Annotated in this window: 14 protein-coding genes and 1 pseudogene; 5 read left to right on the top strand and 10 right to left on the bottom strand. The window is 70.5% G+C overall.

Going from position 1 to position 14,911, the window contains the following annotated elements:
- Nucleotides 1-188 precede the first annotated feature (188 nt).
- From FBY35_RS33925 to FBY35_RS33890, 8 genes are all read right to left on the bottom strand, one after another.
- Nucleotides 189-1,421, bottom strand: coding sequence for a cytochrome P450 (locus FBY35_RS33925; protein ID WP_142217727.1), 1,233 nt, complete (start codon nt 1,419-1,421; stop codon nt 189-191).
- Nucleotides 1,418-2,656 carry a cytochrome P450 gene (locus FBY35_RS33920; protein WP_142217726.1) on the bottom strand — a complete coding sequence of 413 codons (1,239 nt, stop codon included), beginning with the start codon at nt 2,654-2,656 and terminating at the stop codon, nt 1,418-1,420. The genes FBY35_RS33925 and FBY35_RS33920 overlap by 4 nt, the downstream gene beginning before the upstream one ends.
- Nucleotides 2,653-3,285: an ATP/GTP-binding protein gene (locus FBY35_RS33915; protein ID WP_142217725.1), complete on the bottom strand. Its 633-nt coding sequence runs from the start codon at nt 3,283-3,285 to the stop codon at nt 2,653-2,655. The genes FBY35_RS33920 and FBY35_RS33915 overlap by 4 nt, the downstream gene beginning before the upstream one ends.
- Entirely contained in the window at nt 3,257-3,616 is a 360-nt protein-coding gene (locus FBY35_RS33910; protein WP_142217724.1) for a DUF742 domain-containing protein, read from the bottom strand. The genes FBY35_RS33915 and FBY35_RS33910 overlap by 29 nt, the downstream gene beginning before the upstream one ends.
- On the bottom strand, nt 3,613-4,035 hold the full coding sequence (locus tag FBY35_RS33905) for a roadblock/LC7 domain-containing protein (RefSeq protein WP_142217723.1): 423 nt from the start codon (nt 4,033-4,035) through the stop codon (nt 3,613-3,615). The genes FBY35_RS33910 and FBY35_RS33905 overlap by 4 nt, the downstream gene beginning before the upstream one ends.
- Nucleotides 4,032-5,438, bottom strand: a complete 1,407-nt coding sequence (locus tag FBY35_RS33900; protein ID WP_142217722.1) for a sensor histidine kinase — start codon at nt 5,436-5,438, stop codon at nt 4,032-4,034. The genes FBY35_RS33905 and FBY35_RS33900 overlap by 4 nt, the downstream gene beginning before the upstream one ends.
- A gap of 273 nt (nt 5,439-5,711) precedes the next feature.
- On the bottom strand, nt 5,712-6,011 hold the full coding sequence (locus tag FBY35_RS33895; RefSeq protein ID WP_142217721.1) for a hypothetical protein: 300 nt from the start codon (nt 6,009-6,011) through the stop codon (nt 5,712-5,714).
- 260 nt (nt 6,012-6,271) lie between these two features.
- Nucleotides 6,272-9,217, bottom strand: a complete 2,946-nt coding sequence (locus tag FBY35_RS33890) for a BTAD domain-containing putative transcriptional regulator (protein ID WP_142217720.1) — start codon at nt 9,215-9,217, stop codon at nt 6,272-6,274.
- Between the two features lie 237 nt (nt 9,218-9,454).
- Here FBY35_RS33890 and FBY35_RS33885 point away from each other — a divergent pair, with 237 nt between their 5' ends.
- Complete coding sequence (locus FBY35_RS33885) at nt 9,455-10,681, top strand: amidohydrolase family protein (protein ID WP_142217719.1); 1,227 nt, start codon at nt 9,455-9,457, stop codon at nt 10,679-10,681.
- A gap of 144 nt (nt 10,682-10,825) precedes the next feature.
- On the opposite strand, the gene FBY35_RS33880 is transcribed toward FBY35_RS33885, so the two are convergent.
- Nucleotides 10,826-11,257, bottom strand: a complete 432-nt coding sequence (locus FBY35_RS33880; RefSeq protein ID WP_142217718.1) for a GNAT family N-acetyltransferase — start codon at nt 11,255-11,257, stop codon at nt 10,826-10,828.
- Between the two features lie 140 nt (nt 11,258-11,397).
- The gene (locus FBY35_RS33875; RefSeq protein WP_142217717.1) at nt 11,398-11,781 is read right to left on the bottom strand and encodes a helix-turn-helix domain-containing protein; all 384 of its coding nucleotides are present in this window, start codon (nt 11,779-11,781) and stop codon (nt 11,398-11,400) included.
- 194 nt (nt 11,782-11,975) lie between these two features.
- Between FBY35_RS33875 and FBY35_RS33870 the strand changes: the two genes are divergently transcribed.
- The 4 genes and pseudogenes from FBY35_RS33870 to FBY35_RS33845 all read left to right on the top strand — a co-directional run bounded on the left by FBY35_RS33870 (nt 11,976) and on the right by FBY35_RS33845 (nt 14,877).
- Nucleotides 11,976-12,455, top strand: coding sequence for a luciferase family protein (locus FBY35_RS33870; protein ID WP_142217716.1), 480 nt, complete (start codon nt 11,976-11,978; stop codon nt 12,453-12,455).
- 514 nt (nt 12,456-12,969) lie between these two features.
- Complete coding sequence (locus FBY35_RS33860; protein ID WP_142217715.1) at nt 12,970-13,383, top strand: PaaI family thioesterase; 414 nt, start codon at nt 12,970-12,972, stop codon at nt 13,381-13,383.
- Between the two features lie 188 nt (nt 13,384-13,571).
- A pseudogene (locus FBY35_RS38160) lies at nt 13,572-13,643 on the top strand (pentapeptide repeat-containing protein); the annotation flags it as partial.
- Between the two features lie 328 nt (nt 13,644-13,971).
- Nucleotides 13,972-14,877: an LLM class F420-dependent oxidoreductase gene (locus FBY35_RS33845; RefSeq protein WP_142218315.1), complete on the top strand. Its 906-nt coding sequence runs from the start codon at nt 13,972-13,974 to the stop codon at nt 14,875-14,877.
- The last annotated feature ends 34 nt before the right edge of the window (nt 14,878-14,911 follow it).

The following is a 14,911-nucleotide window of genomic DNA, read 5'->3' as shown; positions in this document are numbered from 1 at the left end:
TCGGGCATGTCCAGCCCGGACGGGCAGACATGTGCGGCAGGGCCGCGATCCAGCCCGTCCGGCGATTGAGGACATGCGGCCGGAGGTCGCATACGGGGTCCGGGGCAGAGCCCCGGGTTCGCGCCCGCGAAGCGGCTGGGGCTGGGGCTGGGGCGTGCCCCAGTTCGGGTAATGGCGGGGTGGGGGAACTACCCCCGCAACCGCACCGGAATCTCCCGCCACCCCATCGCAATGAACGACGGCACCTGCCGCAGTTCCTCCGGCTTCACCCCCAGTTCGAGCCCAGGAAAGCGCTCGAACAGCGCCGACAGCGCCGTAGCCGCCTCCATCCGGGCCAGCGGCGCGCCGATGCAGCGGTGCACCCCGATGCCGAAGGCCAGGTGGTCGTCCGCGCCGCGGGCGGCGTCGAACTCCGTGGAGTCGTCGCCGTAGTGCGCCGGGTCGTACCCCGCCGCCGCGTACGTCGTGACGATCGCGTCCCCCGCCGGGATCGTCACGCCCTCGATCGTGATGTCGGTGATGGCGAATCGCAGCGGCAGGCTGGCGATGGAGGGGTGGACGCGCAGCACCTCGTCGATCACCGCGTCCCAGCCGGTCTCGTCCGCGCGTACGGCGGCGAGCTGGTCGGGATGCGTCAGCAGTGCGACGACCGCATTGCCGATGAGGTTGACCGTCGTCTCGAAGCCCGCGCCGATGACCAGCAGCAGCGTGTGGAGCAGTTCCTCGTCGCTGAGCCGGTCGCCGTCCTCGTCGCGAACTTTGATGAGCTCGGTGGTCATGTCGTCGCCCGGGTGCTCGCTCTTGTACGCGATGAGCCGGCCCAGCACGCTGCCGATCTGCTCCTGGACGAACGCCCCGTGCTCCGGGCTCGGGTCGGAGGTGTCCATGATGGCGGCGATCAGCCGGCCGGTGTCCGCGACCAAGTCGTCAGGGACACCGAAGAGTTCGCAGATCATCCGCATGGGCAGGGGATGGGCGAATCCGGCGCGCACATCGACCGGCTCGCCGGAGGCGCCCTCGCTCTCCAGGCCCTCCAGGAGCTCGCTGGTGATCTGCTCGACGCGGGCGCGCATCGTCTCCGTACGGCGGGCGGTGAAGCTGGGTGCGACGAGTTTGCGCAGCCGGGCGTGGTCGGGGCCATAGGTGGAGAGCATGTTGACCACGCCCACCCAGCCCAGGATCCAGCCCCACGAGGGGTGTTCGCCGATCTCGGGGAAGAGCGACCAGTGCTTGCGCGGATCCTTGCTGACCCGGGAGTCCAGGATCAGGGTCTTGAGGGTGTCGTATCCGGTGGGAGCCCAGGCGGGAATGCCGCCGGGCAGTTCGACGGGTACCACGGGGCCAAGTGCACGCAGCCGGGCGCTCTCCGCGGGGATGTCGGCGCCGAACGGGTCGAGGGCCACGGGGGTGGACGCGGTCATGCTCGTTCTCCTGGCTGGTCGGGGACACGGGGCGTGAAGCGGACGGGCAGGGCCGTCAGCGACCGGTGGAAGGGGCCGGGGCGCCAGGTGAGGCGTTCGCGCGGGGTCACCGGCTCCAGGTCTGGGAGCCACTGGGTGAGCCGCTCGATGGCTTCGGTGGCGATCAGCAGGGTGTGCTGTTTGACGGGGCAGGAGTGCTCGCCCGCCGACCACGACAGGTGCGAGGCGTCGTGAGGGTGGTGGGCGCCGTCGAACTCCTTGTCCGCGAAGTGGCCGAGCGCGCCGTAGGAGACGACGACGGGGATCGCCGCCTGCACCCAGACGCCGTGGAAGCTCAGGGACCTGCGGGCGAAGTGGATGCCGTAGTTCGACAGCGGGGTCTCGTAGCGCAGCACCTCGACGACGGCGTCCATGACCGGCCGGGAGCCGCTGGTGAGGGTGGAGTAGTAGGCGGGGTTGCCGAGGATGCGGGACAGGGCGTTGGAGACGAGGTTGGCGGTGGGCTCGTGGCCCGCGCCCAGGGTGAGGAAGACCTGCCAGGTGACCTCCTCCGGGGTGAGAGCCAGGGGGTGGTCGAGCAGCCGGCTGGTGAGGTCGTCGCCGCGCTCGGCACTCTTGGCGGCGATGAGTTCGAGTACGTAACGTCCGTACTCGGCCTCGCCCTGCGCGGACTGCTCGCCGCCCTCCATCATCCGGCCCAGCGCGTCGTTGAGGCGTCCGCTCTCGCTGTCGGGGAGGCCGAAGAGGTTGTTGAAGATCAGCGCCATCAGCGGGCGGGCGAAGTCGGCGACGAGGTCGGCGCGGCCGCCGGGACCGAACCTGGAGACCAGGATGTCCACCGCGCGGTGCACCCGCTCGCGCAGATCGTGCGGCTCCACCAGGTCGAAGGCGTCGAGGAGCGTGCGGCGGTAGCGGATGTGCGCATCGCCGTCGGAGAAAAGGGCGTTGGGCCGCCAGCGCATCATGCCGAGGATCGGGGAGTCCTCGGCGACCGTGGCCTCCCAGGGCCTCGGGTCGTGCGACCAGGTCTCGTCGTCGTGCAGCAGATCGAGGGCGGCACGGCGGTCGGTGACGACATACGCGGGGACACCGGGGGCCAGTTCTGCCCAGCCGATCGGTCCCTGGGCCTTCAGCATCGCGTAGTAGCTGTGCGGATCGGCGGCGAAGCCCTCTTCCCAGAGCCGGACCGGAGCCGACAGGTTGAACGCTTCTGCGGGGGCGGGGTAGGTGTTCACCGGGTCTCCGTCGGCGGGTGCGGGCTGGTGCGGGCGATGAGGTGCGTCACGAGGGCGAGCAGCGCGTCGATGGAGGCGCCGGTGTCACGGGCGTCGCAGGTCACCATCGGGGTGCCCGGCTCCAGATCCAGGGAGCGGCGCAACTGCTCCTCGGTGTACTGCTTGGAGTCGGGGAACTGGTTGAGCGCGACCGCGTACGGCAGCCCCGAATCCTCCACCAGGCCCAGCACGTCGAAGGAGTCGTCGATACGGCGGGTGTCGACCAGGACGAGCGCGCCGAGCGCCCCGTAGGCGATGTCGTCCCACAGTGAGCGGAAGCGTTCCTGGCCGGGGGTGCCGAAGAGATACAGCACGATGCCGCCCGCCAGGGAGATCCGTCCGAAGTCGATGGCGACGGTGGTGGTGGTCTTGTCGCGTACGCCGGCGAGGTCGTCCGACGGCACGGACGCCTCGGTCAGCTGCTCCTCGGTGTGCAGCGGGCGGATCTCGGAGACCGAGTCGATCAGTGTGGTCTTGCCGACCCCGAAGGGGCCCGCCACCAGAATCTTCACCAACTCGCGGGCGCTGTCCGGCAGATGCAGCCCGCCGGAGCCGGCGTGCTCACTGAAGCTTGAGGGCGCGGAGGCCATCGGCGACTCTCTTCAACAGATCAGGGTCGGGCTGGGCGGCGTAGGGGACCGGCGGGCGGGCGTTCACCAGCCCCTGGTCGATCAGAGCGGCGGCAAGCACGCGTACGGCCGAGACCGGCAGTTCCAGCAGGGCCGCGGTCTCCACCACCGTGAGCGAGCCGCCGTCCAGCGTTTCCAGCAGACTCCGCTGGGCGGCGGGGAGTCCGGCGGGAACAGGCCCCTTGCCGGTCAGCACCGAAAGGCGCTCCAGGCTGTTGCGGCTGGGCCGCGCGACACCGCCGGTGGACAGATAGGCGGGGACCAGGGGGCGGCCGCTCCGGCGGCCGGTCATGCCTCAGTGCCGCCATCGGCTCCGCGGGGAGCGGCGGCCATCGCCTTCTCGCCGAGCCGTGCCACCTGTGAGTGGACCCGGTGGCCGAGCAGATCGAGGCGCACCTCGGGATCGCCGAAGGCGGCCACACAGGTGCCGTGCGCGGTGGGCGCGACCAGGATGTAGCCGTGGTCGGACTCGATGACGACCTGGCGCAGCAGGGCGCTGTCCTGGTCGGCGAAGGCCGCGGCGGCGGTACGGCAGGCGCCCTGGACGGTGCTGGTGATCGCGGCGACGCGTTCGGCCGAGGCCTGGGAGAGCGCGTCGGAGTATCCGGAGACGAGACCGTCCCTGGTGAGCAGGACAGCGGCCCGTACGTGCGGGATCTGAAGGATCGGATCGAGCACCCACGCCGTGTCGCCGGGGTCGCGGCTGGTCATCTGGGGTCGTTCCCTTCGGCGTCGGTGGCGGATCGTGCGGCGGCGGTTCCGGACTGCAGGGCGCCGAGCGCGGCGGCGGCCTCCTCGGGGGTGCGCGCGGGCGGCGGCTCGGGCGCGGCGGACCCGGCCTGCGCGGGCAGATCGTCGGCGCGGACCCGGCGGCGGCGCCGTGGCAGTACGTCCCCGTCGGGCTCGGGGGCGGATTCGTGGGTGACGGGGGCGGTGTCGCGTGCGACGGGCGTGGGCACACGGGCCGGGCGCGGCTCCACAACGGGCGCGGGCGGTGCGGTGGGGGCGGCTGGAGCGGCCTGGCGCGTGGACCGCGCGGCGCTGGCCGCGGGCGGCCGCTCAGTGGGGTCGATACGGCTGAGGAGGTGGTTCTTGACCAGCAGCACGGCGCGTACGCCGCCGTAGGGGGACGGTGTCGACAGGTCGACCGACAGGTCGAACTGCCGGGTCAGCTGGCCGATCGCGGCCAGGCCCATCCGTGGCGGATCGCCGAGCTCGGACAGCAGAATCGGGTCGCCTCCGGCCACCATCCGCTGTGCGTAGGCCCGTTCTTCCGAGGCCATGCCGACACCGGCGTCGTCGATGGTGACCGAGACGCCGTGGTGGGCGCGTTCGAGGTTCACCGCGACGGTGGTGTCGGGGGAGGAGTGGCGCAGTGCGTTGTCGAGCAGCTCGGCGACGATGATCGCGACCGGCTCGACGGCGTGGGAGACGAGTGCGGTGCCCTCTTCGAGGTGGTTGTGGACCTGGACCCGGTGGTAGCCGACGAGCCGGGACTGGCCGCCGGTCACCGCATCGACCAGGTGCGACTCCTCACGGGCCAGCCCCACCCAGGCCCCGCACACCACGGCGGCGACCTGCGCGCGACGAAGGGACTGCTCGTTCTCGTGGTCGAGTTCGAAGAGTGTCTGCGCCAAGTCGGGGTCGTCGTACCGCTGTTGCAGCCCTCGCAGCACGTCCTGGAGCCGGTAGAGCCCGGCCTGGATCTCCCGTGTGGCACCTCGCATGCCCGCGCGGGCGGCCGCGTCGACCCGCTTGCGCTCCTGCGCCATCGCGGCCAGCAGCCCGGCCACCACGCTGTCCATCCCCGCGCCCAGTCCGCTCCCGGCGAGTTCCGGGTGCAGGGGGCCGGGCACCTGGACATGCGGATGCGCGGCACGGGTGGCCTCGGCCGGAATACGCCGCTGCGCGAGATGGACCACCTCGGCGGTGAACGCCTGCGCTGCGCGGTCGACCTCCTGGCGTGCGACGTCCAGATGGGCGTGCAGGGTGGCGATCTCCTCGCGCTGCCGGGCCCGTTGACGACGGGAACGCAGCAGCCCGCCCCCGAGAACGAATGCCGACAGGGTCCCGGCGGCCAGGCCGCCGACGGCCAGGTCCGGTATCTCGATCATCGAATAGACCTCGGGGAAGGCAGGGGGTGGGGCCGTACGGGGGAGGACCCGCACAGTACACACTGCCATCGACCCGTCGCGCACCGTTTCGGGCAAGGTTCCTTTGGAATTGTCCGAGGGGTGGACGCTTTCTGACCGAAGTGTCTGAGTGCGGGTCAAGCTCCGGTGGAATCAGCCGACATGGATCCTTCAGGATCCGGCGGCGGACATGCAGCGGCCGCGGCGGCTTCCCCTCCGCGCCGCCGCGGCCGCACCCCGTCCCAGGGTCTGTCGTCAGCCCTGCGGAGGGGCCGGCGTGTGGTGGTCCATCGTGGTGATGCCGTCCGAGGGCGGGAGCGGCGTGTGGTGGTCCATGGTCGCCATACCGTCGGCCGGAGGGGCCGGGGTGTGGTGGTCCATGGTGGACACGCCATCGGTGGGCGGAAGCGGAGTGTGGTGGTCCTGGGCGATGGGAGCACCCGTCGGCGGGGCCGGGGTGTGGTGGTCCATGGTGCTGAGACCGTCCACCGGCGGCGCCGGAGTGTGGTGGTCCATCGTCGCGAACCCTTCAGGCTTCTTCTCGGTGTTGCTCATTTTTCCGTCCCCCATGGGATTGCCCGACTACTGAAGGTGGCCTTCTGCCCGGAGACTCCCCCGAGGGTCGCCGGACAGAAGGCCGGGGGACCGTCGCTCGCCCCCCCGGCAAGGTGTGGTCCCAGGTGATCCGCTTGCCCCCCGACGCGACGGATCGACTGCAATGGAGCATGTCGGACGAGCATAAACATTCAATGAACGTCCTGGCAGAGAGCTGTCACAGCAGATGGGGCGCGCTGTTACACAGCCGGGGCGGTCCCTTACGCCGCACTGAGGGGGGCCAGCAGACCGCGTACTTCCTCGGCCTCCGCCGCCCCGGTCTGCTCGTGCAACGACAGCGCCTCGCGCCAGCAGGCCCGTGCCCGGTCGGCCTGGCCGAGGCTGTCCAGCGCCCGGCCGAGTGTGGTGAGCACATGGGCCCGGGTCCGGTCGCCGCCGATGCAGCCGATGGCGAGTGCCTGCTCGGCGTGCTGGGCGGCACGCGCCGGGCGGCGGGCCGCGAGATGCGTCTGAGCCATACGGAAGTGCGTGGTGCCCTCCCACAGACGCTGCCGGTTGGTCTCGAACCGCTCCAGGGCCTCCACAAGCGCCTCCAGGGCTTCCGTGTGGCGGCCCGCGTCGGTGAGGGCGACCCCCAGTGCGTAGCGGGCGTTGGCCAGTCGCAGGGTGTGCCCTATGCGGTCGTAGATCTCGACGCCCTGCTCCGCCATGGCGATCGCCTGTGCCATGCGGCCGAGGGACAGGTGGATGCGGGAGAGATTGCACAGCGCGCTGGCTTCGTGCGGCCGGTTCCCGTCGGCCCGCGACCCCTCGATCGCCCGGGCCAGATGCCCTTCGGCCTCCGCGAGGCGTCCCTGGTTGAAGGCGATGATCCCGCGGTCGTTGTCCGACCAGTAGATGGGGGCGGGGTCCTGGACGGACCTGGCGAGCGTGGCCGCCTGCTTGGCCTCCTCGTCGGCTTCGTCGTAGCGGCCGGCCACCAGGTGCACGCTGGTGAGCGAGGTCCGGGCGCGCCCTTCCGCTCGGATGTCACCGGCGGCGCGGGCCGCGTCGCGCGCGGAGTGCGCGGCGATCTCGTACTGCTTGGAGTTGGCGCCGGACTCCGTCAGGTCCTGCGCGGCCCACAGCAGGTCGACGGCGAGCCGCAGCCGTAGGCCGCCGGAGGCCTGGCGTGCGCTCGCCAGCAGGCAGTTCGCCTCGGCGTAGAGCCAGTCCTGAGCCTGGTGCCGGTCGGCGAAGACCAGCCCTTCGTGTGTCGTCGGCCCCACGTGGTCCACCAGCCGGTCGCCCGGCCGCTCGATGGCGTAAACCTTCGCGGCGGTCGCCAGATAGAAGTCGAGCAGGCGCGACAGCGCCAGCTCCCGCTCGACCGGCGGGTGTTCGTCGCGCTCGGCGCATGCACGCGCGTAGAGGCGCACGAGGTCGTGATAGCGGTACCTGCCAGGAGCCGCCGACTCCAGCAGCGAGGTGTCGACGAGTGCCTCCAGCAGGTCTTCGGTGTCCTGGGGAGGCAGGTCGAGCGTGGCCGAGGCCGCGGTCAGCGAGATGTCCGGGCCGTCGGCGAGGCCGAGCAGGCGGAACGCGCGGGCCTGGGCGGGCTCCAGCTGGCCGTATCCGAGTTCGAAGGTGGCCTTCACCGCGAGGTCCCCCGCCTGGAGTTCGTCCAAACGGCGCCGCTCGTCGGCGAGCTTCGCCGCCAGGACCGAGACGGTCCAGGTGCGGCGGGCCGCCAGCCTGGAGGCGGCGATACGGATCGCCAGCGGCAGGAACCCGCATGCCGCGACCACGTCCAGCGCCGCCTCCCGCTCGGAGGTGACCCGCTCCTCGCCCACGATCCGGGTGAAGAGCTGCAGCGCCTCCTCGGGCGACATGACATCCAGGTCGACGAGATGCGCACCGGCCAGGTCGACCATCCTGACCCGGCTGGTGATCAGGGCCGCGCAGCCCGCCGTTCCCGGCAGCAGCGGGCGGATCTGGGCGGCGTCGCGGGCGTTGTCCAGCAGGACCAGGACGCGGCGGCCGTCGAGCGTGGAGCGGAAGAGTGCGGCCCGCTCGTCCAGCGAGTCCGGGATGGCCGAGTCCGCGGTGCCCAGCGCCCGCAGGAAGGCGCCGAGCACCGTCTCCGGGTCGGCCGAGCGGTGGCCCGTGCCCTGCAGATCGACGTACAGCTGGCCGTCCGGGAAGTGCGGACGTGCCTCGTGCGCCACATGGACCGCGAGGGTCGTCTTGCCGACGCCGCCGATGCCCGCGAGCGCGGAGAGGGCCATGACCGAACCCTCGGCGGTGGTGAGTTGGTCGCCCAGTTCGCGTACGAAGGAGGCTCGTCCGGTGAAGTCCGGAACGGTGGCGGGCAGTTGCGCCGGGCGGGTGACCTGCGGAGCCGGGGCGGTCTCCTCGCTCGGGCGGGCCAGTTCCGCGTCGGCCTCCAGGATGCGCTGCTGGAGGCGGGAGAGTTCGGGCCGCGGGTCGACGCCCAGTTCGTCGGCGAGCATCCGGCGGGTGTCGGCGTACACCGCGAGCGCCTCGGCCTGCCGTCCGCTGCGGTACAGGGCCAGCATCAGCAGCTCGCGCAGCCGCTCGCGCAGCGGGTGCGCGGCGGTGAGCGCGGTCAGCTCCGAGACCGCCTCGGCGTGGCAGCCGACCTCCAGGTCGAGGTCGAGCCGGGACTCCAGAAGCTGAAGTCTCCACTCCTCCAGACGGGCCCGCTGGTTCTCGGCGTACGGCCCCGGCACATTGGCCAGCGGCTCGCCGTCCCACAGGCCCAGCGACTTGTTGATCAGAACCCGGGCCTGCCGCCGGTCGCCGGCGGCCCGCGCCTTCTCCGCCTCGGTGGCCAACTCCTGTGCCACCGCAAGGTCGAGACAGTCGCGGCGGACCCGGATCGCATAGCCGCCGGACTCGCTGACCAGTGCGTGGGCGGAGAGGACCTTGCGCAGACGGGAGGCGTACGTCCGCACGGCAGCGAGGGCCTGCGAAGGCGGGTCCTCGCCCCAGATCGCGTCGATCAGTTCGGAGGCGGTCGCGGTGCGTCCGTCGCGCAGCAACAGCGCGGCCAGCAGCGCGCGCTGCTGGGGCGAGCCGGACGGCAGGTTCTCGCCGCCGAGCCATGCGCGTACCGGGCCGAGCACGCTGAAGCGCAGGTCAACGACGCCGCTGTGCTCCGGAGCGCGCGGCTCCGGTACGCGTGGCCCGCTGTCACGGTCCATAGCTGCCCCCTGCCCCTGTACTGCCGGAATCGCCCTCGACAGTCTGCCTTGTTCGGGGCGGCCCCGTCAGCAGCGGGGCACCTCCTGGTCGCCTCTGCCCCCGACGAGTACGCCGCTAACCCCCGACTCGTGAAGGCCGTGTGTGATCTTCGTCAAGGACGTGCGTGTGGCCGGTGGCAACGACGAGGGGCATCTCCATAGCTGACGGATCGTCAGATCAAGGCTACCGTGGAAGGCATGGAGACCTTCCCGAAGATCATCTCGGTGGACGACCACACGGTTGAGCCCCCCAACGTCTGGCGGGACCGGCTCCCGTCGAAGTACCGGGACACAGGCCCGCGCATCGTCCGCGCGCCACTGAAGGAAATGACCTTCATGGGCGGCAAGTTCGCCCCGGTGATGGGCGCGCAGGGGGACGACGGGCCGATGGGCGACTGGTGGGTGTACGAGGACCTGCACCGGCCGCTGACCCGCCTCGACACCGCCGTCGGCTACGACCGCGACGAGATCAAGCTCGAGGTCATCACGTACGAGCAGATGCGGACGGGTTCCTTCAGCGTCCCGGACCGCCTTGCCGACATGGACGTCAACCATGTCCAGTCGGCCCTGTGCTTCCCGACCTTCCCGCGCTTCTGCGGCCAGACCTTCACCGAGGCCAAGGACCGTGAACTGGGCCTGCTCGGAGTGCGGGCGTACAACGACTGGATGGTGGAGGAGTGGTGCGGCCCCGACGCCAGGGGCCGTCTGATCCCGCTGACCCTCATCCCGCTCTGGGACGCCCGCCTGGCCGCCGCCGAGGTCCGCCGCAACGCGGCGCGCGGTGTCCGTGCCGTCGCCTTCTCGGAGATCCCGCCGCACCTGGGCCTGCCCTCGATTCACACGGACGAGTGGGATCCCTTCCTCCAGGCCTGCGACGAGACCGGCACGGTCATCGCGATGCACATCGGCTCGTCCTCGAAGATGCCCTCCACCTCGGCGGACGCCCCGCCGGCCGTCGGCTCGACGATCACCTTCGCCAACTGCTGTTTCTCGATGGTCGACTGGCTGATGAGCGGAAAGTTCGAGCGCTTCCCGAACCTGAAGATCATGTACGCGGAGGGCCAGATCGGCTGGATCCCGTACATCCTGGAACGCGCGGACGTGGTGTGGGAGGAGAACCGCGGCTGGGGCGGAGTGGCGGACAAGGTCCACAGGCCGCCGTCGGAACTCTTCACGGAGCATGTGTACGGCTGCTTCTTCGACGACGCGTTCGGTCTGAAGAACCTGGACGCGATCGGCGTCGGAAACGTCCTGTACGAGACGGACTACCCGCACTCGGACTCGACCTGGCCCAAGTCGAAGGAGGTCGGTGAGTCCCAGATGGGCCACCTGGCGACGGAGGTGGTGGACCGGATCGTGCGGGGCAACGCGATCGAACTGCTGGGCCTGACGGCGGAGGGGCTGTGGGCGGGCCCGGGGGTGTGACTGGGGGCAGCGCCGCCACTCAGGGCATCGCCATCAGCAGGGCGTCCAGGTCATTCTTCACAGAACGATCTTGGGCGCCCTGCCTGCATCGCCGGGCCACCTGCACGGCGAGGGGCACCCGACAGGCAGAACTCGCTACGGCCCTTACTGTGCGCCGAGCGTCATCCATTTCTCCGGCTTCTCGAGTGACGCGAAGCCCACCTTGGCGTAGATCGCGTGCGCGTCCTCAGTGGCCAGCAACACGCGGCGCAGTCCATAGGGCGCGAGATGCTCGCAGACGGCAGTGACCAGGGCGTGCCCCAAGCCCTTCCCCCGGCTGTCGGGAGCGATGTAGACGTCGCACAACCACGCGAACGTGGCTTTGTCGGTGACCACACGGGCGTAACCGAGCTGGACGCCGGTGGCGCTCTCGTAGACCCCGAAGTTCAGAGAGTTGGCCATGGCTGCGTCCTGTTTCTCCCTGGACCGGCCCAGGGCCCAGTACGAGTCTTCCGAAAGCCACTGGTGGATGACTGCACGGTCGAGACGGGCTGCCTCAGTCGATATGTCATAGCCGGCTGGGAGATCAGTGCTCATGACCGCATACAAGCAGCCCAGGCCGCCCCGGAGCCACTGATTAGCCCCCCGGAACATCGACAAGCCACATCGCGATCACTTCGGAATTACTCGTCCAGGACGCGACGGATGCGCCGGCGGCCGTCAGGCTGGTTGCCCGCTCAGCCTTCGGCCCAGGCTTCTTCTTCCTGCCGCGCGGCGTCGTAGGCGCGGCGGGCGTCGCCGACCTGCGGAAAGTGCGCTTGGGACCAGTCCGTGATGGCGCCGAAGAGGGGTACCAGAGTGCGGCCCAGGTTGCTGATCTCGTACTCGACCCGCGGGGGGATCTCAGCGTGGTAGGTGCGGATGATCAGGCCGTCGCGTTCGAGCTGGCGCACGCGCTGGGTGAGGACTTTGGGGGTGATGGTTGGCAGGTGTCGCTGCAGTTGGTTGAAGCGCAGCCGGCCGTGGTGCTCCAGGACCCACAGGATGGGGGTGGTCCAGCGGCTGAACACCAGGTCGATCACCGGGTTGATCGGGCACGCCTGCTCTACGGGATCGGTCACGGCTGCTCCCTCTCCTTCGCGGCCCCGTAATCACCGAACCTAGGGGCACTTTCCTGAGGGAAACCACTATACGCAGGAAACTAACCTGGTGGTGTCAGGGGAGCGGCCCCGGTGTCCCGCCGGAGTTGCTGCTGGAAGAGCGGCCCGCTCATCGCGTAGGTGAGAGGTCCCGCGACTACAGACGAGGCATCACCATGACGTTCCCGGTACTGCCCGAGCGTGAAGGCGACCGGCCCGAGACCGGGCCCGAAGTCCCGCACCTGCAGCTCACCCAGACCAGCTCACCCAAGATCAGGGAATTGCTGCTGCAGTGGATGGACACTGCGCTGCCCGGCACCGTCTGGGGCCGCAGCGAGATCTCCGCTCCCAGCTCGCGGGCACTGTTCCTCGACGCAGTCGCCCCCGCAAAGGGCGCCGTGCTGTTGCCGCCGCGCGGTGATGCGGAGTTCGCACACCTGCACGCTGACGGCAGCCTCCACCTGGCCCTGGACCCGTCCGACCACGTCGCGTTCCTGTCTTCCGGCTGGGGAGAGAAGCACCCGCTCTACAACCTCGGCATCAACGTCGTGATGTTGTACGCCCCCCGCAGCCAGGCTGACCTGGAGGTGGCCAAGAAAGTCATCGCCGCCTCGTACGAGTACGCGACCGGCCACGCAGCGCCCGCCGCGGCTTGACCCGCACCCGTCGATGCGCCGGTGCCGTGCCCTTCGACAGTACTCGCCGGCGCACCTCGTAACCGAAACCCTAAATCCGCTCCCTGCCCCAACGGGGCTGTACAGCAGCGGCCCGTCTTCCCGGTCCTCCTTCCTGCTCACGAAAAGGTCACCATGTCCTACCTGCTCCACATCGACTCCTCTTCGCTCGGGGCCGATTCGGTCTCGCGCCAGGTCGCCCAGTCCTTCCGCGACTCCTGGGACGGGCCGGTCGTCCACCGGGACCTGGCCGCCTCGCCTGTGCCTCACCTGAGCGCCTTGCCGAGGTGGGGCCACACCACTCGCAGGAGCGATGCCGGCCCTCAACGCGCTTGCGTACGTGCTTGAGCGACGACGAATCGAGAGCCGCAAGGCGTAGCACTGCTTCAGCCACCCACCTGGCAGATCAACTCCTGATCAATAAGGCAGCCGAAGGTGCTTGGCGCCTCCGCCCGCGGTGTTGTGGCGCGCCGCCCCCACCGTCACCATTCAGGACATGACGCTGAGCCTTACCGACGCCGAAAAGATCCTCGCCGACAACTTCGCCCCCTGGGTCCTCGACCTCGGCCTGACCGTGGTCGAGACCGGCGAGCGCCACGCCGTACTGCGGCTGCCCTGGTCCGACCGGCTGGCCCGCGACGGCGGGGGCATGTCCGGGCAGGCGCTCATGGCCGCGGCCGACACGGCCACGGTGATCGCTGTCGCCTCGGCGCGGGGGGCGTACGGGCCGATGACCACCGTGCAGCAGTCCACCAGCTTCCAGCGGGCCGTCCTCGACGCCGATGTGCTGGTCGACGCCAGGATCACCAAGCTCGGCAAGCGCATGGCGTTCGCCGACATCACGATGACCGCCGAAGGATCGGACGAGGCGGCCGCCCGGGCATCCACCGTCTATGCGCTGCTGGGGTGACGCCGTAGGACTGCGCGTGCGTCGTGCCCTCCGCGATCGGCCCGGTCTGTGCCAGCCGCGGGCACGCGTCGGCCACGTCCGGTGGGAACCAGGCCGCCACCAGCGTCATCGGCGGAGGGGCCTGCCTGGGCCTGCCTGAAGGCCGGTGAGCGGCTCACGGGGGAAGGGCCGTCTCCGACGGTGTGCGGATGCGGGAGGCGGATCTGACCGCCGTCCGGCTGGAGGGGGCGAGCGTCGTCGGGGTCGATCTGTCCGGGGCCCTGCTGCACGGGGCGAAGCTCAAGGATGCCGATCTGCGGGGCAGCGATCTTTCCGCGCTCGACCCTCCCCCGTGTCCTTCGGACACGGGAGGTACCCCCACGTCGAGCTCGCGGGGGCGAAGATCGACCTGGAGCAGGCTGTCGGCGTCGCCACCACGCTGGGGTTCGACGTGAGCTGAGGGGAGGTTGCCGCCCGCGCACCTCTTGTCTGATGGATCGTCAGGTACGACGATGGCCCCGTCCGACCGGTTGACGGTTCGTCAGGTCAAGGCGGAGGAGGCGCACGGTGCACGTGCAGGTACTGCCCAAGGGGCAGCTCTCGTACGGAATGCAGCTCCCGGTCCAGTCGCAGAGCACCATCTACGCGGAGTCCTGGGAAGCCGCCGCCGGCGCCGAGGATCTCGCCGAGATCGCCCGTGCCGCCGACCGGGCGGGGTTCGCCTACCTGGCCACCTGCGATCACGTCGCCATCCCTCGGCGGCTCGCGGACGCCATGTCCACCGTCTGGTACGACCCCGTCGCCACCCTCGCCTTTCTCGCCGGGATCACCGAGCGCGTGCGGCTGCTCAGCCATGTGGCCGTCGTGGGTCTGCGGCATCCGCTTGTGAGCGCCAAGCAGTACGCCACCCTCGACCATCTCTCCGGCGGGCGGCTGATCCTCGGGGTCGGGGCCGGGCATGTCCAGGAGGAGTTCGAGGCGCTCGGCGTCGACTTCGCCGCGCGCGGGCCCGTACTCGACGAGACGATCGACGCGCTCAGAGCGGCGCTCGGCGAGGAGGAGTTTCCCGAGTTCGCCGGGGAGTGGTTCTCCTTCAGCGGGCTCGGGCAGCGGCCCAGGCCGGCCCAGCGCCGCATCCCCCTCTGGGTCGGCGGTTCCTCGCCCGCCGCCGTGCGCAGGGCCGCCGTACGAGGCGACGGCTGGCTCCCGCAGGGCGACCCGCGTACGCGGCTTCCCGACCAGATCGCCAGGCTCAAGGCCCTGCGCGCGGACGCGGGCATCACCGCGCCCATCGAGATCGGGGCGATCACCGAACCGCTGTATGTGGGCGATGCCGACTGGGAGATCGGGCGCCGCACCGTCAGCGGCAAGCCCGAGGCCATCGCCGAGTCGCTGCGTGCCTACGCCGCGATGGGTGTGCACCAGATCCAGGTCCGGTTCCGCAGCCGGAGCCGCGGCGAGCTCACGGACCAGATCGCGGCGTTCGGCGCCGACGTGGCCCCCCATCTGAACTGACCCCGCACCCGAACTGACCCCGCACCTGAACCGA

The organism is Streptomyces sp. SLBN-118 (assembly GCF_006715635.1).
Taxonomy (GTDB): Bacteria; Actinomycetota; Actinomycetes; order Streptomycetales; family Streptomycetaceae; genus Streptomyces.
The sequence above is the reverse complement of the archived record's forward strand: the minus strand, read 5'-3'. Positions and strand labels throughout refer to the sequence as shown.

Excerpts from the sequence above, each read along its gene's own strand:
- FBY35_RS33885 (WP_142217719.1), top strand. The coding sequence starts at position 9,455 with ATGGAGACCTTCCCGAAGATCATCTCGGTGGACGACCACACGGTTGAG.
- FBY35_RS33910 (WP_142217724.1), bottom strand. The coding sequence starts at position 3,616 with ATGACCGGCCGCCGGAGCGGCCGCCCCCTGGTCCCCGCCTATCTGTCC.
- FBY35_RS33845 (WP_142218315.1), top strand. The coding sequence starts at position 13,972 with ATGCAGCTCCCGGTCCAGTCGCAGAGCACCATCTACGCGGAGTCCTGG.
- FBY35_RS33895 (WP_142217721.1), bottom strand. The coding sequence starts at position 6,011 with ATGAGCAACACCGAGAAGAAGCCTGAAGGGTTCGCGACGATGGACCAC.
- FBY35_RS33915 (WP_142217725.1), bottom strand. The coding sequence starts at position 3,285 with ATGGCCTCCGCGCCCTCAAGCTTCAGTGAGCACGCCGGCTCCGGCGGG.
- FBY35_RS33900 (WP_142217722.1), bottom strand. The coding sequence starts at position 5,438 with ATGATCGAGATACCGGACCTGGCCGTCGGCGGCCTGGCCGCCGGGACC.
- FBY35_RS33860 (WP_142217715.1), top strand. The coding sequence starts at position 12,970 with ATGACGCTGAGCCTTACCGACGCCGAAAAGATCCTCGCCGACAACTTC.
- FBY35_RS33870 (WP_142217716.1), top strand. The coding sequence starts at position 11,976 with ATGACGTTCCCGGTACTGCCCGAGCGTGAAGGCGACCGGCCCGAGACC.
- FBY35_RS33880 (WP_142217718.1), bottom strand. The coding sequence starts at position 11,257 with ATGAGCACTGATCTCCCAGCCGGCTATGACATATCGACTGAGGCAGCC.
- FBY35_RS33890 (WP_142217720.1), bottom strand. The coding sequence starts at position 9,217 with ATGGACCGTGACAGCGGGCCACGCGTACCGGAGCCGCGCGCTCCGGAG.
- FBY35_RS33925 (WP_142217727.1), bottom strand. The coding sequence starts at position 1,421 with ATGACCGCGTCCACCCCCGTGGCCCTCGACCCGTTCGGCGCCGACATC.
- FBY35_RS33905 (WP_142217723.1), bottom strand. The coding sequence starts at position 4,035 with ATGACCAGCCGCGACCCCGGCGACACGGCGTGGGTGCTCGATCCGATC.